Source organism: uncultured Aquimarina sp., assembly GCF_947492405.1.
In the GTDB taxonomy this organism is placed as follows: Bacteria; Bacteroidota; Bacteroidia; order Flavobacteriales; family Flavobacteriaceae; genus Aquimarina.
This window is the reverse complement of record NZ_CANLMP010000005.1, coordinates 216,693-241,008: the sequence shown is the minus strand read 5'-3', so window position 1 is coordinate 241,008 and position 24,316 is coordinate 216,693. Positions and strand designations below refer to the sequence as shown.

At 33.2% G+C, this 24,316-nt stretch carries 21 protein-coding genes; 15 read left to right on the top strand and 6 right to left on the bottom strand.

Annotation, left to right across the window (positions count from 1 at the left end; genetic code table 11):
• Window positions 1–1,188 (bottom strand): hypothetical protein, encoded by a 1,188-nt coding sequence (locus Q0829_RS18580; RefSeq protein ID WP_298545933.1) that lies wholly within the window; start codon window positions 1,186–1,188, stop codon window positions 1–3.
• A 266-nt stretch (window positions 1,189–1,454) separates the two neighbouring features.
• Between Q0829_RS18580 and Q0829_RS18575 the strand changes: the two genes are divergently transcribed.
• The 6 genes from Q0829_RS18575 to Q0829_RS18550 all read left to right on the top strand — a co-directional run bounded on the left by Q0829_RS18575 (window position 1,455) and on the right by Q0829_RS18550 (window position 8,029).
• Window positions 1,455–1,883 (top strand): response regulator, encoded by a 429-nt coding sequence (locus Q0829_RS18575; protein ID WP_298545931.1) that lies wholly within the window; start codon window positions 1,455–1,457, stop codon window positions 1,881–1,883.
• A gap of 42 nt (window positions 1,884–1,925) precedes the next feature.
• A complete protein-coding gene (locus Q0829_RS18570) occupies window positions 1,926–2,327 on the top strand; it encodes a response regulator (RefSeq protein WP_298545930.1) in 402 nt (133 codons plus the stop codon).
• 186 nt (window positions 2,328–2,513) lie between these two features.
• Entirely contained in the window at window positions 2,514–2,921 is a 408-nt protein-coding gene (locus tag Q0829_RS18565) for a response regulator (RefSeq protein ID WP_298545929.1), read from the top strand.
• A gap of 12 nt (window positions 2,922–2,933) precedes the next feature.
• Window positions 2,934–3,344, top strand: coding sequence for a response regulator (locus Q0829_RS18560; RefSeq protein ID WP_298545927.1), 411 nt, complete (start codon window positions 2,934–2,936; stop codon window positions 3,342–3,344).
• A gap of 132 nt (window positions 3,345–3,476) precedes the next feature.
• Complete coding sequence (locus Q0829_RS18555) at window positions 3,477–6,194, top strand: TonB-dependent receptor (RefSeq protein ID WP_298545925.1); 2,718 nt, start codon at window positions 3,477–3,479, stop codon at window positions 6,192–6,194.
• 65 nt (window positions 6,195–6,259) lie between these two features.
• Window positions 6,260–8,029 (top strand): YfiR/HmsC family protein, encoded by a 1,770-nt coding sequence (locus Q0829_RS18550; protein ID WP_298545923.1) that lies wholly within the window; start codon window positions 6,260–6,262, stop codon window positions 8,027–8,029.
• A gap of 67 nt (window positions 8,030–8,096) precedes the next feature.
• On the opposite strand, the gene Q0829_RS18545 is transcribed toward Q0829_RS18550, so the two are convergent.
• Window positions 8,097–8,318 carry a hypothetical protein gene (locus Q0829_RS18545; RefSeq protein ID WP_118457027.1) on the bottom strand — a complete coding sequence of 74 codons (222 nt, stop codon included), beginning with the start codon at window positions 8,316–8,318 and terminating at the stop codon, window positions 8,097–8,099.
• Between the two features lie 526 nt (window positions 8,319–8,844).
• Between Q0829_RS18545 and Q0829_RS18540 the strand changes: the two genes are divergently transcribed.
• Complete coding sequence (locus Q0829_RS18540; protein ID WP_298545922.1) at window positions 8,845–9,363, top strand: DinB family protein; 519 nt, start codon at window positions 8,845–8,847, stop codon at window positions 9,361–9,363.
• A gap of 433 nt (window positions 9,364–9,796) precedes the next feature.
• On the opposite strand, the gene Q0829_RS18535 is transcribed toward Q0829_RS18540, so the two are convergent.
• The 4 genes from Q0829_RS18535 to Q0829_RS18520 form a co-directional block, all read right to left on the bottom strand.
• Window positions 9,797–10,372 carry a uracil-DNA glycosylase family protein gene (locus Q0829_RS18535; protein ID WP_298545921.1) on the bottom strand — a complete coding sequence of 192 codons (576 nt, stop codon included), beginning with the start codon at window positions 10,370–10,372 and terminating at the stop codon, window positions 9,797–9,799.
• A gap of 153 nt (window positions 10,373–10,525) precedes the next feature.
• The gene (locus Q0829_RS18530) at window positions 10,526–10,999 is read right to left on the bottom strand and encodes a YHS domain-containing (seleno)protein (protein WP_298545920.1); all 474 of its coding nucleotides are present in this window, start codon (window positions 10,997–10,999) and stop codon (window positions 10,526–10,528) included.
• A gap of 16 nt (window positions 11,000–11,015) precedes the next feature.
• The gene (locus tag Q0829_RS18525) at window positions 11,016–11,366 is read right to left on the bottom strand and encodes a hypothetical protein (protein WP_298545918.1); all 351 of its coding nucleotides are present in this window, start codon (window positions 11,364–11,366) and stop codon (window positions 11,016–11,018) included.
• 90 nt (window positions 11,367–11,456) lie between these two features.
• Complete coding sequence (locus Q0829_RS18520; protein WP_298545916.1) at window positions 11,457–12,509, bottom strand: AraC family transcriptional regulator; 1,053 nt, start codon at window positions 12,507–12,509, stop codon at window positions 11,457–11,459.
• A 517-nt stretch (window positions 12,510–13,026) separates the two neighbouring features.
• Between Q0829_RS18520 and Q0829_RS18515 the strand changes: the two genes are divergently transcribed.
• The 8 genes from Q0829_RS18515 (at window position 13,027) to Q0829_RS18480 (ending at window position 24,214) form a co-directional block, all read left to right on the top strand.
• Entirely contained in the window at window positions 13,027–14,667 is a 1,641-nt protein-coding gene (locus Q0829_RS18515) for a TldD/PmbA family protein (protein WP_298545914.1), read from the top strand.
• Window positions 14,668–14,697: 30 nt separating this feature from the next.
• A complete protein-coding gene (locus Q0829_RS18510; protein WP_298545913.1) occupies window positions 14,698–16,014 on the top strand; it encodes a TldD/PmbA family protein in 1,317 nt (438 codons plus the stop codon).
• 187 nt (window positions 16,015–16,201) lie between these two features.
• Window positions 16,202–16,822, top strand: coding sequence for a DUF4159 domain-containing protein (locus Q0829_RS18505; protein WP_298545911.1), 621 nt, complete (start codon window positions 16,202–16,204; stop codon window positions 16,820–16,822).
• A gap of 203 nt (window positions 16,823–17,025) precedes the next feature.
• Window positions 17,026–18,027 (top strand): MoxR family ATPase, encoded by a 1,002-nt coding sequence (locus Q0829_RS18500; RefSeq protein ID WP_298545910.1) that lies wholly within the window; start codon window positions 17,026–17,028, stop codon window positions 18,025–18,027.
• A gap of 18 nt (window positions 18,028–18,045) precedes the next feature.
• Window positions 18,046–18,942 carry a DUF58 domain-containing protein gene (locus Q0829_RS18495; RefSeq protein WP_298545908.1) on the top strand — a complete coding sequence of 299 codons (897 nt, stop codon included), beginning with the start codon at window positions 18,046–18,048 and terminating at the stop codon, window positions 18,940–18,942.
• 1 nt (window position 18,943) lies between these two features.
• The gene (locus Q0829_RS18490) at window positions 18,944–20,242 is read left to right on the top strand and encodes a BatA domain-containing protein (RefSeq protein ID WP_298545907.1); all 1,299 of its coding nucleotides are present in this window, start codon (window positions 18,944–18,946) and stop codon (window positions 20,240–20,242) included.
• Window positions 20,242–22,461 carry a tryptophan-rich sensory protein gene (locus Q0829_RS18485; RefSeq protein WP_298545905.1) on the top strand — a complete coding sequence of 740 codons (2,220 nt, stop codon included), beginning with the start codon at window positions 20,242–20,244 and terminating at the stop codon, window positions 22,459–22,461. The genes Q0829_RS18490 and Q0829_RS18485 overlap by 1 nt, the downstream gene beginning before the upstream one ends.
• Window positions 22,454–24,214: a hypothetical protein gene (locus tag Q0829_RS18480; protein ID WP_298545904.1), complete on the top strand. Its 1,761-nt coding sequence runs from the start codon at window positions 22,454–22,456 to the stop codon at window positions 24,212–24,214. Before Q0829_RS18485 ends, Q0829_RS18480 begins: the two co-directional genes overlap by 8 nt.
• Window positions 24,215–24,316 lie beyond the last annotated feature (102 nt).

Below are 24,316 nucleotides of genomic sequence, written 5' to 3'. Positions count from 1 at the left end.
CTAACCTAATTGAAGTTTAAACGGATTTCGAACTTCATAATCGCTTGGAGAAATAAATTCTACCAAAGGTTTTAATAGTTTATTAGAAATAGAGTTTCCATGGCGAACGTATAATTTCATTTCGACTGGCTTGGCGCCGACACAACTTTTAATAATCTCTGCCGTTCTACCCAAACGTAGTTCCTTAACGTTCTTTTCAATCGCTAAATCAACATAATCATATAACATTCTTTGATAAATATTATGTGATTTGTTATAGGTATAATCGATTCCGATATGATTTGCCTCTACAACATTGTTTAGAATAAAAGAGGTGGTAAAGCCAACCAGCTTATTATCTAGAAAATATGCCTTAAAAATAAATAAATTTTGAATTCTTTTTTTTAGATTTCTAAATGTGATAGCATCTAATTTTCCTATTTTAAAATCAGCTTTATCCAATACGGATAGATACAGTTTGTCAATTGCATCTTTATAATTATCTATATCTTCAGCAGTAAAGTCTTGGACTAGTATATCAGAAGATTTTTTGAAAACTTTTTTCGCTCTGGTTCTAAACTTTGTCTTCATACTACCTAAGTAATCCTCAAAATTATTCCAGTTCGGGTGTAATGGTAACACCATATTTACATCGATCCTAAATTCTCTGAATTTCTGATCTTTAATATAATCACTTTTATCAAAAGACGTCGGCCAGAATTCTTTTAGTAAAATAAAAGAAGGTTTATCAGACCTTTCCGTTTTTCTGATTTCTCGTAATGCATCAGATAAGTTTTCAAAAGCTTCCTTTGCACTAATCTTATCAGAGTACAAAAAACCATGTTCTCCACAAGAAAATAGGTTCCCACAAACCAATACTCTAACATCCATACTTTTCATGAAAGTATTTTTGATAGCATCGCTTATTCTGCAAGGAAATTCCTGAAATTTCAGATCTTCTGTGTTAAATGTAATAAGCTGGGTCACGGCAATACTGACCGGTTCGTTTTGATCATAAAACACGATATATCTAAATCCTATAGTTTCTGATAGCGTATTCTCTAGCGTATTAAGATAATCTAATGTAAGAAAAAGATTATTTTCAGTATTTATGCTATTCCAGTCATCAGATGGAATAGCATTAGTATTTTTAAATATTGAATAATGTAATGTGGTGGCTCTGCACCTGTTTTTTATTTTGTCAAGCATAAATCCCTTACAAATGTTATTGACAAATAACTGTCTGAATTGAATCAAAAATACATTTATTTTTAATAGAAGTCTGTTAAACGATTCTCAATTTTGAAAGTGAAGTTTTTTTGATGCTTTATTTCCGTAATTTAGATACGGTAAAACATTTAATGTTATTTGGTCGTTTAAATTAGGTTTTTGAACGAAAAGTGTTCTGGAAAGTCTGGTTTTATGATGTATATGTCAAATAAGTTTAGTTCTTTTGAATGTAATTGGAAAATTTTATGGGGAAATCAGTCACTTGTGTTCTGCTAATCGATGATGATAAGGCTACAAATTTCTTTAATGAAAGAGTAGTAACCAAACACAATAGTTTTGATAATATAAATACAGTGCAGAGTGGGAAAGCTGCACTAGAATATTTGACTAATGTAAAAAACCAAACAGCAATGAAACCAGATCTTATTTTTCTGGATATCAATATGCCAGCCATGAATGGATGGGAGTTTCTGATAGAATTTGCTAAATTGGATAAAAGAACCACAGAGGGAATTAAAGTAATTTTGTTGTCCACATCTTCTAATCCTGATGATGTTAATGAATCAATAAAAAATCACTCTGTAGATGATTTTATAAATAAACCGTTATCGTTAGATTTACTAGATAACGTTATTGAAAAACATTTTTCGAAAAGTAAAGTTAGTAGTTTGTAAGATTACTAGTGTGTACTAGTTTAATAAAGTATATTTTTTAAAATGGCTAGGTTAAAACGTTTTCTTCTTGTTGATGATAGTAATTCGACTAATTTTTTTAATAAAACCATTATCCAAAAAGCAGACTGTGTAGAGGAAGTACTTATAGCCACTAACGGCAGTAGCGCCTTGCAACATCTACAATCTGATACAATTCCTGAAATAATATTTTTAGATTTAAATATGCCTGTGATGAATGGCTGGGAATTTCTAGAACATCATAATCAATTATCAGCTACTGATAAAAACTCAAAAATCGTAGTGATGATAGGTGCTAAATTAAGTGAAGAAGAAGAAAAAACTCTAAAATCCTTTCCTCAAGTGACCGAATTTAGAGAAAAGATGTTATCCAAAGAAATTGTTTTAGAAATAGTATCTAAATATTTCGACGAATCCTTAAATTAAAAATTAAGTAACCCTTTTGTTTAACTTTTATGCTTTAAAAAGGTGTAAAAACTACCATTTTTATAAACAAAACACACTTTATCGGTTTTTTTTGCGTTTAACCGTAAAGTAAGTAGCTAAAATCGTATCGTATTATTACTTTTTTATTGTTATGTATTTTTTTTGGTGCACCAACAAGAATATATTATGAATAATTTAGTTAACTGCGTTTTGTTAATAGACGACGATAGACCTACAAACTTTTATAATAGTATGGTATTATCGAAACATAGAAATTTTACCAACATACAAGTAAAACAAAGCGGAGAAGCTGCTTTAAAATATTTACTAAATGTAGAAAAAGGAATTGAATTAAAACCAAATTTGATTTTTTTGGATCTTAATATGCCAGCTATGAATGGTTGGGAATTTTTGATAGAATACTCAAAGTTAAACCGCGCAGTTATTAGAAACATTAAAGTAATAATATTAACCACTTCTTCTGATGTTAAAGACATAGAAAACTCTAAGGCTAATTATTTGGTAAATGACCTTATTAATAAACCATTATCATTCCCATTGTTAAATAATGTAATAGAAAAGCACTTTTTTTAAAAACCCTTTTATATGAAAACAATAACAAAAGTACTTTTAGTAGATGATAGTGAGGCCACTATTTTTTTTAATAAAATAATACTTTCAAAAACAGGCTATATCGATGAAGTAATAGTAGCTAAAAATGGTTTGGAAGCACTAGAAATTATTAAGTCTGGAGTTATACCGGAAATAATATTTTTAGATATTAATATGCCCGTAATGAATGGTTGGGAGTTTTTATCTGAATTTCAGAAACTAGAAAATGTATTTAAAAAAACGAATATTTTTTTAATGCTTGGTACAGAATTACTAGAAGAAGATAAGGCAATAGTAAATTCAATTCCCGAGATTAAAGGTTTTAAAGGAAAAATGCTTTCTAGAGTGATTATAGATACTATAGTGATGGAGTATTTTAATGAAGAATTAACTTTAATAGAATAAATCAAATTCTCTGATTTATTTAGAAAAGAATACCTCTTTTAAGAAAATTTTTGATTTTTTATTAATTATCTTGCTAAGATAATTTAAGCGCACACGCATTTTTAATAGGAAATAAATTTAAAATTACCCCTTATGGTTAGATTGGAGTTTACATCCTGTATCGCCTATGTATTATTTTTTTGTTTTTGTCAAATAGTTTCATCTCAGTCTAGAGCTATAATTTCAGGTAATGTTTCTGATCAATTTGGTAACTTACCCGGTGCAAGAGTTAGTATCGAAGGGACTGATCAAAAGACTACCACAGATGTAAATGGTAATTATACTTTTAATGTAGATGAAGGAGAGTATGTAATTACTGCTGGATTTGTGATGTATAATTCAGTTTCGAAAACAACATCAGTTAAGGTGGGGGAAACTGCTGAGGTAGATTTTATATTGGAAACGGGATTTTCTATGGATCAACCAATTTCTCTTGGTTCCAGAGCAAAACCTAGATCTCTTCTTAAAACAACTGCTCCGGTAGATATCATTTCTCCACAAGAGATTACGAATTCTTCACAAATTGAATTAAGTCATATTTTGCATTACTTAGTTCCTTCATTTCATTCTACTCATCAGACCATTGCAGACGGTACAGATCATATAGATCCAGCCACACTTAGGGGATTAGGTCCTGATCAAGTATTAGTTTTAGTCAATGGAAAAAGAAGGCATAATAGTTCTTTACTTAATGTAAACGGAACAGTAGGTAGAGGTACTGTTGGTACGGATTTTAATGCCATACCAATTGCTTCTATAGAGCGTATCGAGATATTACGAGATGGTGCAACTTCGCAATACGGGTCTGATGCCATTGCAGGTGTAATCAATATAATACTAAAGAAACAAACAGAAGTTATTAGTATAGATAATAGAGTAGGTATTACTACAGAAGGTGATGGGTTTACTACATATTCTGCTGCTAATTTTGGATTAAAAATAGGAAAAGAAGGATACATAAATGTAACCGCAGAATATAGAGATAGAGAATCAGTAAATAGAGCAGGAGATTATACAGGAACGGTTTATACAGATGATTTAGCAGAAGATGAACAATTGATTCAAGAGAATAATTTCTTTAACCAGACAGGATATTCCGGACGAAGAGTTATGGAAATCGGAAGTGCCGAAACCCAAAACCTTGCATTAGCCTTTAATGGAGAAATTAAAATGTCGGATAGTGCAACCTTTTACCTTCAAGGAGGAAGAAATTATAGAGAGGGTGTGGCAGCTGGTTTTTATCGTTTTCCAAAAAATCAGGATAGAGTTGTGCCAGAATTATTTCCCAATGGTTTCTCCCCTCAAATATTAACGGATATTCAGGATGATGTCGTTGCAGGTGGAATTAAAGGAATTAAAAATGGATGGAATGTAGATTTTAGCCATTCTATCGGTATTAATAGCTTAGATTATACAGTTAACAATTCTAATAATGCTTCATTAGGTATAGCTTCTCCCAGAACTTTTTATGCAGGTGGTTTTGAATATCAGCAGAATACAACCAATTTGGATATTTCTAAAAATTTTGATTGGCTTAATGGTGTGAACATAGCATTTGGAGCTGAACTCAGAGTAGAAAACTACCAGATCATAGCTGGTGAAGAGGCTTCATTTATAAATGGAGGTAGCACATATTTTAATGAGTTGGGAGAAGAATTGCCTAGAGCAGCTGGAGCCCAGGTTTTTCCTGGTTTTCAACCAGAAAATGAGTTAAATCGTTTTAGAACTAATAGTTCAGCGTATTTAGATATAGAAACTAATGTATCAGAAAAATTATTAATAAAAGCCGCAGGGCGATACGAAGCCTATAATGATTTTGGTGGCCAGGCTATCTGGAAACTATCTAGTAGATATAGAATTAATGATCTGATTAGTGTTCGTGCCGGATTCTCGACAGGTTTTAGGGCACCATCACTTCATCAGGTATTCTTTCAGAATATAAGTACGCAGTTTATAAATGGAGAAAGTCTTCGGGTTGGAACTTTTAATAACGAAAGTGCAGTTACGACTGGTTCAGAAGGTTTTGGAATAGAAAAATTAAAGCCAGAACTATCAAAGCACTTTAGCGCAGGAGTCAGTGGAAAGCTAAATGAAAATTTTACATTTACATTTGATTATTATTCAATCCATATAGATGATAGAATTGTACTTTCTGGTAGATTTGCAGAAGGATACGAAACGATTTTAGAACCTTTTGGTGTGGGAGCGGCACAGTTTTTTACAAACGCCATTGATTCCAGAACATCAGGAGCTGATATAGGTCTAGTATATAAAACCACTATTGGTACAGGCAAATTAGACGCAACTTTAGGAGCTAATATTACAAATACTAAGGTTAAAGGTCGTATTAAAGTTTCTCCTTCTCTTGTAGGACAAGAAGATGTATTGTTTAATAGAGAAGAGATTGCTCGTGTAGAATCTGCACAGCCTAATTATAAAGTAAATTCTTTAGTATCTTATGAATTTGATAAATTTCGTTTACAGATGGTAAATACACTATTTGGAGAAGTACAATTTATTCATCCAGACGATGGAGATCAAGCTAATTGGGTATTAAATGAATTTACAGGAACAATCGAATCTCGTGATCAAACCTTTTCTCCTAAGTTTACTACAGATTTGGCGATTTCATATCAGATTAATGATTATGTGAAATGTACTTTAGGAGGGAATAATATTTTTAATGTATTCCCTGATGAGCATAGACATTCTGCAAATACTAGTAACGGTAATTTTATCTATAGTAGAAGAGTTCAGCAATTCGGAGTAAATGGAGCTAATTATTATCTTCGATTATTGTTACGATTATGATTAAACATTATTACAAAACTTCACATAAACCATGTTGTAAGTCGTATATTTCAATTACGTTACTTATGCTTTCTGCTTTGTTTAGTTTAGGAAATGTTTGGAGTCAAGATACCAGTTCTGAAGAGGTAAAAAGAGTTCAGCGGGCAATATTTATTTATAATTTTGCTCAACAAGTAGGATGGCCTAATATAGATCAGGCGAGTACTTTTAAAATTGGAGTTTTGGGTCCCGATCGAACAATTATAGACCTGAAATCAATGGCTCAAAAACGTAATATTTCTGGTAAGCCTGTAGAAATTATTCGTTTTCAGTTTGTAAAAAATATTAAGGATATACACTTACTATATGTTAACAATAAATATAATTACGATGTTAATTATATTCTAAGTAAAATTTCAGAAAAAAACATTCTACTCGTAACCGAAGATTATAACTTTAATGCCTCTATGGTTAATATGGTTAACGTAGGTAATTCATTCGAGTATGAAATCAACGAAGATAGAATTAAGAGTGAAGGTTTTGTAATAGCACCTTCATTAAAACAGTATGCAATAACTTCTGCTCAGAAATGGATAGACCTGTTTAAATCCACAGAAGATTCCTTAGAAAAAGCATTGGACGAAAATGAAGAACAAAAAGCAGCTATTAAAGATAGGGAAGAGCGAATTAAACAACAGGAAGAAAAGATACTTAATCAAGAAAAAGCAATAGATACTATAAAAGAGAGTATCAGTGAGCGAAATAAATGGATAGAAGAATTATCAAGCGAAAGTAAAATTCAGGAAAAGAAATATGAAGAAAAACTGCTGATAGAAAAAGAATTAGAAAAGAACATTCAGGAACAGCTAACATTTATTAAAATCCAGGAAGAAAAGATTAAAGTTAGCTCAGAAGAAATCAAAAAGCAACAGGAATTCTTAGATCAGCAAAATGATCAAATTAGACAACAGGAAACAATACTAGGACAGCAGCGTTCAGAAATTGAGGATCAAAAAACGATTAATTGGTCTTTGATAGCTTTGATAGTATTAGTGTTGACTGTAGGGTTCTTTATTTATAGAAATTATCTAAATAAAAAGAGACTTAACTCAGAATTAAAAGAAAAAAATAAAGAGATATACGACCAATCATTAATATTAGAATCTAAAAATAAAGAGTTAGAACAATTTGCATATATAGCAAGTCATGATTTGCAAGAACCGTTAAATACGATATCGAGTTTTATAGGATTGATAGCAGAAGATTATGGGGACAGTTTTGATGAAGTAGGAAAAGAAAGTCTAAAGTTCATTAAAGACGCCAGCATACGAATGAAAAAACTTATTGATTCATTGTTAGAATACTCCAGATTAGGAAGGACCAAAGATTTTTCTGATGTAAACATGAATAAAATCTTAAATGAATTAAAGGCAGATTTTAAAAACATACTGGAAAGAACAAAGGCAAAAATACAGGCTGATAACCTGCCTACTGTAAAAGGCAATCCAATTGAGTTACGATTATTATTACAAAATCTGGTGAGCAACGGAATTAAATTTACCAATGAAAATACGATCCCAGAAATTTATGTCGATGCGGTTCAGAAAAACAGAACAGATGACGAATCCAAAAAGTATTGGGAGTTCTCTATAAAGGATAATGGAATAGGAATCCCCGAAATTCATAAAAATAGAATATTCGATATCTTCCAAAGATTGCATTCCAGAGAGAAATATCAGGGTACAGGAATCGGTTTAGCACACTGTAAGAAAATTGTGGAATCACACAGTGGCGAAATCTGGTTAGAATCAGAAGAAGGAAAAGGAACAACCTTTTACTTTACGATTCCTGAATAAAAGAAACGAATATGTTTTTGATGTTTAATAAATAAACAGTATTCTGCTTATCTATTAGTAAACTTTTTTAAACTTCAGGTCTACCCTTTAGCCTTTTTTCGATTTTTTGTTTTTTAGCAGTAATGATCTTCATCATTTCCATGATTTCAGGATCCTTATTTTGTTTGTAGATTTCATTAAGACTCAAAACTAGGTCTTTTGCTTCTCTAGATGCTTCAACTCTATCACTAGTGGACATATTGCTCATACTTCTACTCTCAAACTCACGTGCTTTCTCCATTAATTCCATAACTCAATATTTATTATAAACGTAAAAATGTTTGATTAAAACTACAAATACTTTAAATTAAGATGAAACTATTTAATAGTTATTTAAACACTTTTGCGGTAAATATAAAAAAAAAATTAACATTTAACTCCGCTAATCTATGACATAAGTTGATAGAAACATAAATGTTCGTTATACTCATTTTCAGCAAACAGAAATTTTCCTGCTAAATGTTATGATTACATCAGTTTTTTAACGAATTAAATGCATTATTTTTTAATCTGTTAATCTTTTTTACGAAAAAGAAATCCAATAGGAATAACTAAGAAAATAAAAAAATACCAACCGGTAATTATCCCAATTATCATTACAATGGCTGCAACTAAAAAAATCGTTAACTGTGTTTTACTGAATCTTGACATTTCTATATAAAAATATACTAAAAAATATAAAAAAATAATAGCACTGGAATCTCGGTTATCTTAAAACTGGACTACAACTCAATTCATAAGAAGTAATAATATTGTGTACACTAAATATATAAGAAATGAAAATTACTGATTTGGATACGAAGGAGTATGACAAATATTACGGACGATATATTAATAAGTTGTCGATAGAATTAGAACTTATAAATGGTTTTAAACAAGGGATGAAAAATGTTGTTCAATTTTTTGAGGCTATTCCTGATACAAAAACATTGTATCGTTATGAAGATAAAAAATGGAGCATAAAGGAAATCCTTCAGCATCTTATTGATACAGAAAGGATTTTTATGTATAGATGTTTTCGGATCGCCAGAAAAGATACCACTTCTTTAGCAGGATTTGATCAAAATATCTATATAGAACCTTCCGGAGCAAATCATAAATCAATGGATTCTTTGTTAAGCGAGTTTAAGATAGTTCGACAAAGTTCTATTTCACTTCTAGAAAGTATAACTGAAGATGATTTGACATGTATTGGTAATGCTAACGGAGGTAATATGTCTGCTAGAGCAGCAGCTTTTACTATTATTGGCCACGATATCTGGCATATGGATATTATAAAAGAAAGGTATTTATAAAAAGATTATGTTTACCTGTTGTGCATTTATAATTTGTTTTTTACTAAAACCCGTCTATTCGAGGCTTGAGATAAAATTTTATCTAGCGTAGGAATTTGTCGTTCCAAAGCGGTGCTTTGAAAAAACCGCCTTTTCTTTTGTTTCGTTTTCTGTCTGCATCCGACGAGTGTAGCGAGAGGAATGCACCGCAAAGAAAATGAAAAAGGATGAATTAGAGATTGTTTTTAAACACAGGATAAACAGTTAATTATAAAATACGTCCAATGGTAGTGTCCGCATTAGTCTGATGTATCGAGAATAGGATTGTTGGTAAAAAGCTATTCTCGATAGCTCTATTGAGCTTGTCGAAGTACATTTTATCTCCATTTTATTGTGTTAAAATCGAATTGACGCTTTTATAGCCTTTCTCTTAATACACAATGGACTACATTCATTACTCTTTAAGAATAGATTGAACACTATGTTGTAACTGCGGAATGACTTCTTTTTTAAACCATTCATTTTTTGCTTGCCAAATGTTGTTTCTTGGAGATGGATGTGGCAAAACAAAATGATTTGGTAGATATTCGTTATAGTTTTTTACAGTATCTGTAAGAGTACGCTTTAATCGATCTCCTAGATAATATTTTTGAGCATAGGTACCGATTAATAAGATAAGCTCTACATCTTTTATTTTATCCAATAATTTTTGATGCCATAAGGGAGCGCATGCTTTTGTTGGAGGTAAATCTCCAGATTTACCTTTTCCTGGATAGCAAAATCCCATAGGTATAAGAGCAATTATTTCTGGATTATAAAAAGTTTCTTTATTAATCCCCATCCAAGCTCTTAAGTTTTCGCCGCTTTTATCATCCCAGGGAATTCCCGACATATGCACAACACTTCCAGGAGCTTGTCCTATGATGATAATTTTACTATTAACACCAGCAGAAACAATAGGCCTGGGGCCTAATGCTAATTGAGCAGCACATTCATCACATTTCGAAATCAAAGACAATAAAGCTTCCATAAAAATTATTCAAGTTTAAAAAGATTAAATTATGAAATAATATAATCCCAATCACATATATTTAGTTGTTATTAAAAATAACACCTTAACGAAGCGCTAAGGTGTTACAAAAAAAGAGCTAAAGATTACTAACGAACCTTTAATCTATTATGTTTAATTATACGTATTCTTAAGTTTTCCCCAATTGCTATTTGCTTTAGAGACTAGTGATTTATGGTTGTTTTCTGCTAACCATAATTGTTGCGCATCTAACTCGATATTGTATAAGAAAAGAAAGTATTTTCCGTCTTTTACTACAAATTTATTAGGATCAGGTCTAAACTTTGCACCTGCATATATTCCAAAAGCACAAAACCCTCCATACTGCGGCATATACTTTTTTGGATTCTTATCGAATGTAGTTTTTTGCTCTTTAGAAGTAAAATAATAAACCACTTTTTCATGTTCTGATTTATATGCTTTAGTACCTCTTTGTGCAATACCTAGGTCTAAATAAGATACAGGACTGTACCCTTGTAATGCAATGTTGCTATTATCTATGTTGTTTGCTTTTTTATCTTGCGCAGAAATTGTAGCAGTAAATAACACTGCAATTAGTACTATTTTTATTGTTTTTAAAGTTCTCATTGTATATTGTTTGTTTTTAAGCGTTAAAATATTCTTCTTGTATAACCTTACCTTCATTATTCCAAACTCGTCGGATGATTTCATGCCAATAAATAGAACTATTATCAGCCATATCAAAATCAAAAGTGAATTCTGATGCAGAGACATTACCATCTACTATAGTATGATGAAGTGTAATGCCGTTCACTTTTTTAATAGAATTAGCAAAACCTTCCATTTTCTCTACCATTTGTGCTTTATCATTAGTAGTGACATTATTGTAATCTGAAGTTGTTGCGTTTTGTGCAAAAAATTGTTTTACAGCATCTACTATTGCTCCTTTGGCAACGATGCTATCCATTTCTGTAGCTAATGCTTTAATATCCATTGTTGTATTATTTAAAGATTAATAAATATTGTTTGTAATTACACTACAAATTTCTGGATATGTCAGTAAAAAAAGCCTACAAAAAAGGAGCTAGTTATTGTACTTTTTATTTTTAAACTGTGAAGGAGATTCACCTGTATAATGCTTAAAGAAATTAGAAAAGTGATTAGGTTCTTCAAAACCTAGTTGTAACGAGATGTCTTTAATACTTAGATCCTGATCTAGCATAGATTTAGAAGTACCAATCATTTCATGTCGAATAAGTTTCCCCAATGAAGTCTGCATCTTGTCCTTTACTTTTTTAGAAAGCGTTTTAGCAGATAGATTCATTTTAGAAGCATAAAAATCTATATTTCTTTCTTGGGTATGGTATAGTTTAAGCAATTCCATAATGTGTTGAGAAAACTGATCTCTATTATGATAATCAAAGTCTTTCCTAAATTGAATAGGATTCTTGCCAACACTATTAGAAAAAACCCTATTAAAATAAGCAGGATCATTATATCCCAAATCGTAAGATATTTCCTTTATACTCTTATCTGTAAAAGCAATTTCTTTTTTACTTTCTAGTAATTTTTTGTTAGATAGTAAGGATTTAACAGAAACACCTACTTTGCTTTTTATCAGGGATTGAATGTTATATCCTTTCTCATTTACATATGCAGTAATATCCTGAGTACTAATATTGCTAGAATATTGTTCGTCTATAACTTCTTTAGTATCAAAAATGATTTGATATTCCTCTTTGTTTGCTTTAAATGGATTTTGCAAATACCATTGCTCTGTAGAAGTATCTATAATAGTATTCAGTTCAATATTTGAGTTGAATTGATGTATGATTTCGTGAAAATTATTGGATTTTTCAAAGTCAATATACCCTAAAGAGATAAGATGTTTAAAGAGTACCCTGAATTCTTTATTTCTAAAAATTGTTTCATTCGGGAATTCCATTTTGAGTACAAAAAAATCATCAGATAAGAATTTAATGTATTGCCCTTTTTCCAGGTAAATAGCTTTATCCTTCCAGTCAAAATAGTTCTTAAAATCTACCTGAATACCACCATTACCAGATATGATCTGATACAATGTGTATTGGTTAATGAAGTACACTTTATTTATTTGCGGAGTAAATTTAACAACCATTGTTAATACGTATATAAGTATAGTCGAATTATTGGTAAGAAATTACATTGCATAAGAGTATTCTTTGGAGTCAAAATAGTTTCTTATAGAAAAGCTACTCTTTCAATAATGTTAATACTACCTTCTTGAAGATGTTTTTTGAATATTTAATAAAGAAAAGTCAGAAACTTTAACAAAAATTTATACAAGTGCTTTTTTAATGCTTTTTTGGTGCATTTTTATGTGATTTATTAAGAATTATGCAATTGAATAATTGATTTTAATGTATTGTATTTCAGTATTTTATGAAATTGGTGCTACGATGGTTCTTTTGCGGAATCCTACACTTAAAATCTAGTGATGAAGATTCATGGGGATATGGTACTTTGATTTAATTTTTCTACTTTTAAAGCTAACGAAAGTTAGTCTTATAACAAAGCTTTAAGATATGGTCAAGTATCATAGATACTAAAAGAATTCTTATAAGATAAAATTCATCATACTTATTTTAATATTCACTCAATCAAAAAAGAGGTTTATGAAACGTAGAGATTTTATTCAATACACGGGATTAGGAGCAGGCGCTTTGATGATGCCTTCACTACTCCTCGGAAATGATATTCCCGCAGAGGCATTGCTTAATCCGGGAATGGATATTGCCATAAAGAAAAGAATGGCAGACGTAGCACTTAATACTGCAAAATCACTGGGAGCAAGCTATGCTGATGCTCGAATTGGTAGGTATTTAAACCAATATGTGTTTACCAGAGAAGACAAAGTGCAAAACGTAGTAAATACCGAATCATTTGGTATCGGAATTCGGGTAATTGTTAATGGAACCTGGGGATTTGCATCTACCAATAGTGTTACCGAAGATGGAATTAAGAAAGCTACAGATCAAGCAGTAGCAATAGCAAAAGCGAATTCAAAAATTCAAAAAGAAGAAGTAAAACTAGCTCCTGTAAAATCACATGGAGAAGTTAGCTGGAAAACTCCGATCAAAAAGGATTTTAAAGATGTTCCGGTTTCAGAAAAGGTAGATTTATTGTTATCTGCAAATGCTGCAGCCTTAGAGAATGGAGCAAATTATGTAAACTCTGGACTTTTTATGGTTAATGAGCAGAAGTATTTTGCTTCAACTGATGGATCTTATATCGATCAGGATGTACATCGTATCTGGCCGACATTTACAGTGACTGCTATTGATAAAGGTACAGGTAAATTTAAATCGCGCCAAGCGATGAGTGCTCCAATGGGAATGGGGTATGAGTATATGGATGGATTAGCTTCAGAAAAACTAAAAGGTCCTGAAGGTCTTAATCTATATCGCAAAAGTTATGATATCGTAGAGGATGCAACACTTGCTGCTAAACAAGCTAAAGCAAGATTGACAGCAAAATCTGTAGAAGCAGGTAAATACGATTTAGTATTAGAACCAAATCATTTAGGACTTACCATTCACGAATCTGTTGGACATCCATTAGAATTAGACAGAGTATTGGGATATGAAGCTAATTATGCAGGAACAAGTTTTGCAACATTAGATAAATGGAAGACCAAAAACTTCAAATATGGTAGTGATATCGTAAATCTTGTAGCCGATAAAACCCAAGTTGGCTCCTTAGGAGCTGTAGGATATGATGATGAGGGAGTAAAAACAAAAAAATGGGATTTAGTTCGAAATGGTGTACTAACCAATTATCAGGCAATAAGAGATCAGGTTCATATGATCGATCAAAACGAGTCTCACGGATGCTGCTATTCTCAGAGTTGGAACGATGTACAGTTCCAGCGTATGCCTAACGTTTCCTTAGAACCGGGAAAAGAGAAATACTCTATAGATGATATGATCAAGGACGTAGAAAAAGGAATCTACATAGCAGGTAGAGGTTCCTATTCTATTGATCAACAACGATATAATTTCCAGTTTGGTGGAACAGTGTTTTATGAAATCAAAAACGGAAAAATTGTAGGTATGCTAGATGATGTGGCATATCAATCTAATACACAAGAATTTTGGAATTCTTGTGCTAAGATATGTGACAAAGATGACTATCGAATGTTCGGGTCATTCTTTGATGGTAAAGGACAGCCTTCGCAAATAAGTGCTGTATCTCACGGAAGTTCTACCACACGCTTTAATGGTGTGAATGTGATCAACACAGGTAGAAAAATTTAAATCACAGTCTTATTACAAATAAAAAATATCATGGCAATATATTCTAAAGAAGAAGCAAAGCAGATTATGGAGAAAGCGATGAGCTTTTCTACTGCAGATGCTTGTGAAATAAATTTAAGCGGAAGCGAAAGTGGTAATATCCGTTATGCTAGAAATACGGTATCTACGGCTGGACATAGATCAAATCAAACCTTGGTAGTGCAATCTAATTTTGGAAAGAAATCTGGTACAGCTACTATTGATGAATTTGATGATGAATCTTTAAAGAAGGTTGTTAAGAGAGCTGAAGAATTAGCAAAACTTTCTCCAGAGAATCCAGAATTTATGGAACCTCTTGGGCCACAAACATATGATAAATCTATTACCTATACAGAAGCTACAGCAAAGATAACACCAGAGTATCGTGCAGAAGTAGCAAATAGTAGTATCGAACCAGCTGCGGCCAAGAACGTTACTGCGGCAGGATTCTTTAACGACTCTGCCGGTTTTAGTGCAATGATGAACTCTAGTGGTTTGTTTGCATATAATCAATCTACCAATGCTAGTTTTACTGTCACCATGCGTAGTAATGATGGTACAGGATCTGGTTGGGTAACAAGAGATTATAACGATATCAGTAAATTTGATGCCGTAGAAGCTTCTAAAGTTGCAATAGATAAGGCAGTAATGTCTAAAGAAGCAAAGGCAATCGAGCCTGGTAAATACACAGTAATTTTGGAACCAGCAGCTTCAGTTGGTTTATTAGGTAATATGGCGTTTGCATTTAATGCCCGTACTGCTGATGAAGGACGTAGTTTTATGTCCAAAGAAGGTGGAGGTACTAAAATGGGCGAGAAGATTGTAGACGAACGTGTAAATATTTGGTCGGATCCTCTTAATCCAGAAGTGCCAACCGGTACATGGAACGGATCTGGACAACCGCTGAAAAAGACAAGTTGGATAGAAAATGGAGTCGTAAAAAACTTAGCATATAGTCGTTATTGGGCAGAGAAAAAAGGAGTAGATCCTGTGCCTTTTCCTAATGGATTTATTATGCAAGGTGGCGATGCTTCATTAGAGGATCTTATTAAAGGAACTAAAAAAGGTATTCTAGTTACTCGATTATGGTACATAAGAACCGTAGATCCTCAAACCTTGTTATATACAGGACTTACCAGAGATGGAACTTTCTATATTGAAAACGGAAAAATAAAACATCCAGTAAAGAATTTCAGATTTAACGAAAGCCCGATCATTATGCTTAATAATCTCGAAACTCTAGGTAAGCAGGTCCGAATAGATGGTAATCTAGTACCTTATATGAAAATAAGGGACTTTACTTTTACCAGTTTGTCAGACGCAGTATAATCAGAAATCATTTACTATAACCCGTCACATTGGGCGGAGTCGAAATGTAGTAGTCAGTTACTACATTTTGACTCCGCTCGAAATGACAGGAGCGTTTATTATATTAAGATAATACTAATTAACGTTCCTTTTAGATCATCTTCGCAAATTATGATCTTAATTGCTGTTTCATCTAGTTAATTTTATATTGAGTAATAAATTTTTCTTTACGAGATTACAATATGAGTCTGGAGATTGGGATGTGGATCAAAGAATGCCTTCTAATCTATTAAACTCACTTGTAGAGTACACGACCCTAAAAGTGGACACTCAGGAGAGAATTATTCCTTTGAGTAGTGACGAGATTTTCAAAAGTCCATTTTGTTATATTTCTGGTCATAAATTGGTACAGTTTACCAAAAAAGAAAGAGAAAACTTTAAGAAGTATGTTAATAATGGTGGTTTTGTGTTTGCAGATGATTGTAATCACGATATTGATGGATTATTCTCTAAATCATTTGTGCGTCAAATGGAAGACATTTTTGGACCACAAGCATTAAAAAAGATTCCGAATACTCATGAAATTTATAAAATATTCTTTGAATTTGAGGATGGCCCTCCAACCACTTCTCAAGAGCTGAATGGATGGGGAGATGATATCGTACACGACTATTTAAAGGCAATTAAAGTTAATGGAAGGATCGGTGTTTTGTTTAGTAACAAAGATTATGGTTGTGAGTGGGATTATGATTTTAGAAATAAACGATGGTATAAAATAGACAATACCAGATTTGGTGTTAACATTGTAATGTATGCGTTAACATCATAGATGGTTCTGGTTTACAAAAGTGTTGCTTATTGTAAAATGTTTCATTTAATTCATGGATAACGGTTTATCCAATCCTAAATCCTTTCCAAAGGAAAGGACTTTTAGCTACCTTCCTTTTGGGAAGGGCTGGAGATGAGATTAAATACGAATCCGTTAAGATTACCAACACTAATTTAAACCAGAGCATAAAAGATAGTACTTATATGGACAGAGAGTTAGTAAATATAGAAGAAGAAGTAACTATTCTTACTGAGAAACTTCAGAAGTTACGAAAAGAGATCGGTAAGGTCATTACAGGGCAAGAAGAAACGGTAGAGCAATTATTAATTACTTTTCTCGCAGGTGGACATGCATTGTTAGAAGGAGTTCCAGGTTTGGCAAAAACATTAATGATTAGAACGCTGGCACAAGCTATTGATCTTAAATTTAAGAGAATACAATTTACACCAGATTTAATGCCATCGGATATTATTGGTACCGAAATATTAGAAGAAGATTATAGCACAGGAAAGAAATTTTTTAAGTTTAATAAAGGCCCTATTTTTTCTAATATCATCTTGGCAGATGAGATCAATCGTACACCACCAAAAACACAGGCAGCTTTGCTAGAAGCCATGCAGGAGTTTGAGGTTACCTATTCCGGAAAAACATATGAGTTAGACAGGCCATTTTTTATACTTGCCACACAAAATCCTATCGAGCAATCTGGAACATTTGCACTTCCGGAAGCACAACAAGATCGTTTTTTATTATATATCAAAATAGGGTATCCAAGCGAATCAGAAGAGACTACGATTCTGAAGAATACCACAGGTGTTAAGAAAGAAACCTTGAACAAAGTAATTTCTGGAGAAGATATTATCAGATTACAACAGTTAGTAAGAGAAGTTCCTATAAGTGATGATCTGATTACGTATGTAAGTAAGGTGATTAGAGCTACTAGACCAGAATCAACAACGAATCCCTATGTAAAAGAATGGGTCAATTGGGGAGCAGGACCACGAGCTGGTCAAGCAATGATATTAACAGCCAAGGCAAGAGCATTAGCACAAGGAAGATTATCAGTGACATTAGATGATTTACATCATGTGGCAATACCTGTCTTGCGTCATAGAGTGATTGTGAATTTTAGAGCAGAATCAGAAGGTATCACTTCTGATGATGTTACGCGTCATCTATTAAAAGCCATTGAGGTAGGGAAGTAAGACCATAGAACAAATCAAGTGAGACAAGATTATCATCAATTATTAAAACCTGAACTTATTAAAACCGTATCAGGATTATCACTCATTGCGCGTGTAATTGTTGATGGATATTTGTCTGGACTAAATAATAGTCGCAATGTAGGTTCTGGAATGGAATTTACGCAATTTCGTAATTATGAACCAGGTGACGATTTACGATTACTCGATTGGAAAATGCTAGCCCGATCCGGTAGATATTATATCAAGCAATCCGAGATAGAAACCAATATTTCAATAAAGTTTATTTTGGATGCCAGTAAATCCATGCTTCATAAAGAAGATGAACTTTCTAAAATGGATTATGCCAGAATCTTAATAGCTTCTTTAGGATACTTATCCCAAAATCAAGGAGATGCGATAGGTCTTTTTGCATTAAACGAACAGCTGTTGTATAACCTATATCCTAAAATCCAGAAACAACACTATAATCGTTTTTTATTAGAGCTAACCAATATAGAAAATAAAGGGAAATGGCCCGAAAACCCAAATGCCTCCAAAAGTCTTCAAGATCGCAATCACAAAGAACTCATATTTTTTGTAACAGATCTGTATGAACATAACGAAGAGCTAACATCTTTTGTCAAAAGACTAAAAACTCCAAAAAATGAGGTAGTGGTATTACATCTTATGGGTAAGAATGAGTTAGAGTTTGATTACAAAGGTACTGTAACATTCGAAGACTTAGAAACAGGAGCAAAACTCAAAATAGATGCAAAAACCGCTAAAAAAGAATATCTCATCGCACTAGAAGAGATGATCAAGAATACTAAAAATACGCTCTTAGCCAATGATATCAGTTATCATTTGTTCCAATTACAAGAACATATAGGAGAGGCATTACAGGTATTCCTGAAGAAACGAAACAAACTAATCTGATATGTTTTTCCTAAACCCTACATATCTCTGGGCATTATTAGGACTTCTGGTTCCTTTAGCGATACATCTGTGGAGTAAAAAAGAAGGAAAAACAATAAAAGTAGGGAGCACTAAATTACTGAGTGAATCAGATTCAAAACAATCCAGAAGTATTCAGCTAAATGAACTTTTTCTACTATTAGTTAGAATGCTATTAATCGGTGTTTTGGTCTTACTACTAGCCGGATTTCAGATTAAAAAGAAAGCGGCTACCATACCAATAACCTATATAATAGAGCCTTCATTACTGGATGATGATAGAATACAAACGATCATAGATACAATAGATACAGGAGAATCACTAAGACTTTTGGAATCTGGATTTCCTGAGTTGGATACTGATCAGACAGCTATAGAAAATAAAAAGACTCCTAATTATTGGCAGTTAGCCAAAGAAATGGAAACGTTACAAACCGATAGTATTGTCGTTTTTACGAAAGCATTCATAAACGGAATCAAAGGTAGAAGACCAGATACGAACCAAAATATTGCTTGGATATCTTTGGACTCAAAAGTTTCGTCTGAAAAAGCACTCAAAACCATCAAGAAAAAAGATTCTTTGCAAGTCCTATCTATGATTAGTGATCAAGATCAGTTGTCTTTTAAGAAAGCATTTATTGCTACCGATGATAAGAGACTACAGTTTAATACTACAAATGATAGTGTGATGTTTCCGTTAAACGGAAAAGAAGAAAGCGTAATTCTTACTTCAGAATTGCCAACCAAAGTAGTATTGTTTTACGAAGATAGCCTAGCTACTCAAAAAACATACATAGAAGCATCGCTAAATGCGATATCAAAGTACTTGAATAAACAAATTGATATAGAAATCGTTCAGGATGTAGAAGGCCTAGATACTGATACTTTCGATCTGGTAGTTTGGTTATCTGCAAATCCAGTTCCAAAAACGGCTACAAAAGTATTAACATACCAACCAGATGATCTCGCCAATAACATTATTGAAGCAGGACCTTCCAATAGGATTTTTTATCTTACAGAAGCGCTTACTACAGAGAATAGTATCGATAGAAACATATCCGAACAACTGCTAAAACTTTTTGATTTTCATAAAGATATCGAAACCGAAATTAATGAGTATGATAAAAGAACGATCGATATATCAGAACTGCAGCCTGTAGCGACAAATCTAGTAACGGGTAAAAAACAATTTAAACTTTTTGATGTATCAAAATGGTTATGGTTGTTATTGGGAGCATTGTTAGTGATGGAACGTAGTGTAGCAAAATTCAGAAAACAATAATGAGATCAGGACATGACATATTGGTTGGATTTAGAAGGCGATGGCGACTGATGCTTTGGCTGGAGATCACATTATATGCTTTGGGACCTGCAATGCTCATGTATTTTGCGTTTTCTAATATATTATGGACGATACTAACCCTGCTTTTGGTTGGCAGTATTGCAGCAATTGTCATAAAACCGTGGAAAAAGAGTTTAGAAAATATTGCCAGCTATATAGATCTTCATCTTGATGCTACAGAATATAGTACCGGTCTTTTGTTAGTACCACAAGAAAAGTTGTCTGGCTTAGCCAGAATACAGCAAAATAGAGTAACAACCAGACTTGTCGAAAAACTAAAAACCATTAAACCTCCTCATCATTTGAATAGAGGAATTGTTTTAGTTAGTTCTTGCGTATTAATTGGTCTAGCACTACACAAATATAACGTGTTTGGCACTTTACGAAAGTCACAACAACCTAAAGCAACTCAGGAAACAATTGTTTTTAAACTAACAGATACGACTTCGACAATAATACAACCACCTAGGTTAATAGATCAGCAACTAATAATTGAATATCCCAACTACACACAGATTCCTTCCTTAGAGACTTCTACAATGGATATTAAAGCAGTAGAAGGATCCAGAGTTTCCTGGAAAATACAATTCGACCAAGAAATCAAAAGCGTAACGATGGAAAGCATGGGAAATAGCTATCCTATGAAATTAATTGATGGAATATATACAGGAGCATCCACACTCACCAGTGCAGGTTTTTATAATTTTAAATTTACCGACCTACAAGACCGATCCTATGTTTCCGAATTGTACGCTATTGAGGTGATCAAAGACAAGAGTCCTTCTGTAGAAATTAAAGGAATAAAACAGTTCACTTCGTATGAGTATAATCAAAGTAAAAAAGTATCCTTTACTACAGGGATTACCGACGACTTTGGGATTGAAGACGCTTATATCATTGCTACAGTGAGTAAAGGCTCTGGAGAATCCGTAAAGTTCAGAGAAGAAAAGCTAAATTTCACGAATAAAGTGTCGGTAGGAAGTAAGAATATGAATTTGTCAAAAAAGATCGATCTGGATCAAATGAATATGGAACCAGGAGACGAATTGTATTTTTATGTAGAAGCGTTGGATCGTAAACGTCCGAAACCTAATGTATCCAGAAGCGAAACCTTTTTTGCCGTGATTAAGGATACAGTTTCTGATGCTTTTGCGGTAGAAGGAACCATGGGAGTAGATCTGATGCCGGATTATTTTAGAAGCCAACGTCAGTTGATTATAGACACCGAAAAATTACTAAAAGATAAGCCCAAACTGTCCACAAAGGATTATAAATTTAAGAGTAATGAATTAGGTTTTGACCAGAAAGTATTACGGCTGAAATATGCCGAATTTATGGGAGATGAATCAGAATTCGGAGGTACTGCAGAGGGAGATGTTGAATCTCCAGAACATGAGGACGAAGATCATCACGAAGAAGGACACGAAGAAGAAGATCCGTTAGCAAAATATACCCATAAGCACGATAGCGAAAATGAACACAATCTGGTAGAAGAAGAAAAAAAGGAAGACCCTTTAGAAGAATACCTGCATAATCACGAAGACCCAGAAGAATCTACACTGTTTACACAATCGCTAAAAAGTAAGTTACGACAGGCGCTTAATGAAATGTGGGATGCAGAATTATATTTAAGACTCTACACACCAGAAAAATCATTGCCGTATCAATACAGGGCGCTAAAACTGATTCAGGAAATAAAAAACAGTGCCCGTATCTATGTGCACCGTATCGGTTTTGATCCTCCACCCATTAAAGAAGATAAAAGACTCACTGGAGAAATCGATGAGGTATCAGGATACCGAAAAACGGAAACTTTAGAGCAAGAAGATGCATATCCTTCTATACGTGTAACTTTGGCAAGACTGGAACAATTAATTTCTGAAAAAGGAAGTATTACCGAAGAAGATAAACTGCTTTTCGGTCAAGCCGGAAATGAATTAGCGGAAAAAGCGATTGAAGACCCTGGACGATATCTGGAAACATTGCAACAATTAAAATGGATTTCTGAAGACGTCACCATACCATCAGAAGCACTGGAGAAATTACAAAAAGGATTGTTTTTGGCACTTCCGGAGTTACAACCTAATGCGGTGAAACAGCAACAACAAGCAAGCGAAATCAACGAATTACTATTAAAAGAGCTCGAAATCAATGATTGAGGATATCACTTTTTTACATAGTAATTGGATACCCTATATAAGCATTAGTGCCATAGTGGTATGGTTAGTTTTTGTTTGGAAAGAAGGATCTCATTTCGGGAAACGCAAGTTCTGGATCAATATCACAGTTGCACTGTTTGCCATTATTTCACTTTCTATTATTGCATTGAAACCAGCCTTGCCCATACTTGGCAAAAACACCAAAGTAATAGTGCTTACCAATGGTTATGATACCAAACAACTAGATAGTTTAAAAAAAGCTCATAAACGAATACAAACCTTTCCGTATAAAGCGAATCAACCCATTTTTAGAAATATACAGACATCAGACACTGTTTTTGTATTGGGAGAAGGAGTAGCCCCTTTTGATTTTTGGCAATTAGAGGATCATAAAGTACACTATATCGCCAGTGATATCCCTGCTGGAGTGGTAAGATTCCATTATGATCATAGTAGGGTGGTAGGAGAGCAGTTACAGTTAGAAGGGGTATATAACAATCCAACAAAAGGAAATCGATTGATTCTGGAAGGTCCCGGAGGAAATTCATTGGATTCTATTACGTTGTTATCGGATACAGAAACTTCATTTCGACTATCGACGGAATTAAAAGCAATGGGCAACTATGTCTTTTCATTGGTAGAGAAAGATTCTTTAGGTACAATACGTTCTCGTGATCCCATTCCTGTGAGGGTGATGGATCGAACCCATTTGAAAATCTTAATCGTAAACGGTTTTCCAACCTTTGAAACCAAATACCTAAAGAACTATTTGGCAGAAATGGGTCATGAGGTATTGGTAAAAAGTCGCATCACCAGAGGAAAGTATAAGTTCGAATATTTTAATACGGATAGAATACCAATAGGTGCTCTTTCTGAAAAAAATCTGGCACCTTTTGATTTGGTGATACTCGATGCTACTACAGTAAAAAATGTAGGACAGCCTTCTCGAACAGCGCTGGAGAATGCTATTAGAGAAAAAGGGGTAGGCCTTTTTATCCAACGGGATGAAGACTTTTTTCGATCCGGAAAAAGCATTGCAACTTTTGATTTTGGTAGAGAAAAAAGTACGGAGACAAGCCTGATTGATTCACCAAAAATTACAATAGGAAAGTATCCTTTTATCTTTAAAGATCAATTTCAGCTACAAGCGATACATAAAAATGATACTGAAAACATAATATCCGCCTATAAACATCTGGGAAAAGGGAAAGTAAGTACGACAGTGTTAGAAAGCACCTATGAACTATTATTGAATGGCAAAACAACCGAGTACCAACAACTATGGTCAGAAATTATAAGTGCTATTGGTAAAAAAGAAAGTGCTACCGTGAGTTGGGATGAAAACAATATCCTGGGGATTAAAGACCAATCTTATGAGTTTATACTAAGAACTTCTATTCCTGAACCAGAAGTAACAACGGATGAAGATTATCGCATTGCACTACGCAATGATATCGATATCTCCAATCTATGGTTTGGTATAACCTATCCTAAGAAATTAGGCTGGAACAGAGTATCTGTTGCACAAGACACCACGGCTGTTTTCGATTATTTTGTAACGGATACCACCACATGGAAATCAAAATCTGGATATGATAAAATCATGAAAAATAAGCGATTCTTTGATAGAGTTTCTAAGAATAATACCAAACAAATCTCACCTTTAGCACCCATAAATCCGATTGGATTCTATATTTTCTTTCTATTGTGTATCGGATATTTATGGTTAACTCCTAAGTTGGGGAAAGAGTAAAAACCCTAAGAAAATTTACGTCAGTCAGAGTGATTTTCGGTAGAAAATTGTATCGAAGACAAGTGAGTTTTCTTACATCGAGAATAGGGTTTTAATCAAAAC

Bases quoted from the DNA above. Each gene is read 5' to 3' on its own strand.
- Q0829_RS18580 (WP_298545933.1), bottom strand. From the start codon at position 1,188: ATGCTTGACAAAATAAAAAACAGGTGCAGAGCCACCACATTACATTAT.
- Q0829_RS18575 (WP_298545931.1), top strand. From the start codon at position 1,455: ATGGGGAAATCAGTCACTTGTGTTCTGCTAATCGATGATGATAAGGCT.
- Q0829_RS18570 (WP_298545930.1), top strand. From the start codon at position 1,926: ATGGCTAGGTTAAAACGTTTTCTTCTTGTTGATGATAGTAATTCGACT.
- Q0829_RS18565 (WP_298545929.1), top strand. From the start codon at position 2,514: ATGAATAATTTAGTTAACTGCGTTTTGTTAATAGACGACGATAGACCT.
- Q0829_RS18560 (WP_298545927.1), top strand. From the start codon at position 2,934: ATGAAAACAATAACAAAAGTACTTTTAGTAGATGATAGTGAGGCCACT.
- Q0829_RS18555 (WP_298545925.1), top strand. From the start codon at position 3,477: ATGGTTAGATTGGAGTTTACATCCTGTATCGCCTATGTATTATTTTTT.
- Q0829_RS18550 (WP_298545923.1), top strand. From the start codon at position 6,260: ATGCTTTCTGCTTTGTTTAGTTTAGGAAATGTTTGGAGTCAAGATACC.
- Q0829_RS18545 (WP_118457027.1), bottom strand. From the start codon at position 8,318: ATGGAATTAATGGAGAAAGCACGTGAGTTTGAGAGTAGAAGTATGAGC.
- Q0829_RS18540 (WP_298545922.1), top strand. From the start codon at position 8,845: ATGAAAATTACTGATTTGGATACGAAGGAGTATGACAAATATTACGGA.
- Q0829_RS18535 (WP_298545921.1), bottom strand. From the start codon at position 10,372: ATGGAAGCTTTATTGTCTTTGATTTCGAAATGTGATGAATGTGCTGCT.
- Q0829_RS18530 (WP_298545920.1), bottom strand. From the start codon at position 10,999: ATGAGAACTTTAAAAACAATAAAAATAGTACTAATTGCAGTGTTATTT.
- Q0829_RS18525 (WP_298545918.1), bottom strand. From the start codon at position 11,366: ATGGATATTAAAGCATTAGCTACAGAAATGGATAGCATCGTTGCCAAA.
- Q0829_RS18520 (WP_298545916.1), bottom strand. From the start codon at position 12,509: ATGGTTGTTAAATTTACTCCGCAAATAAATAAAGTGTACTTCATTAAC.
- Q0829_RS18515 (WP_298545914.1), top strand. From the start codon at position 13,027: ATGAAACGTAGAGATTTTATTCAATACACGGGATTAGGAGCAGGCGCT.
- Q0829_RS18510 (WP_298545913.1), top strand. From the start codon at position 14,698: ATGGCAATATATTCTAAAGAAGAAGCAAAGCAGATTATGGAGAAAGCG.
- Q0829_RS18500 (WP_298545910.1), top strand. From the start codon at position 17,026: ATGGACAGAGAGTTAGTAAATATAGAAGAAGAAGTAACTATTCTTACT.
- Q0829_RS18490 (WP_298545907.1), top strand. From the start codon at position 18,944: ATGTTTTTCCTAAACCCTACATATCTCTGGGCATTATTAGGACTTCTG.
- Q0829_RS18485 (WP_298545905.1), top strand. From the start codon at position 20,242: ATGAGATCAGGACATGACATATTGGTTGGATTTAGAAGGCGATGGCGA.
- Q0829_RS18480 (WP_298545904.1), top strand. From the start codon at position 22,454: ATGATTGAGGATATCACTTTTTTACATAGTAATTGGATACCCTATATA.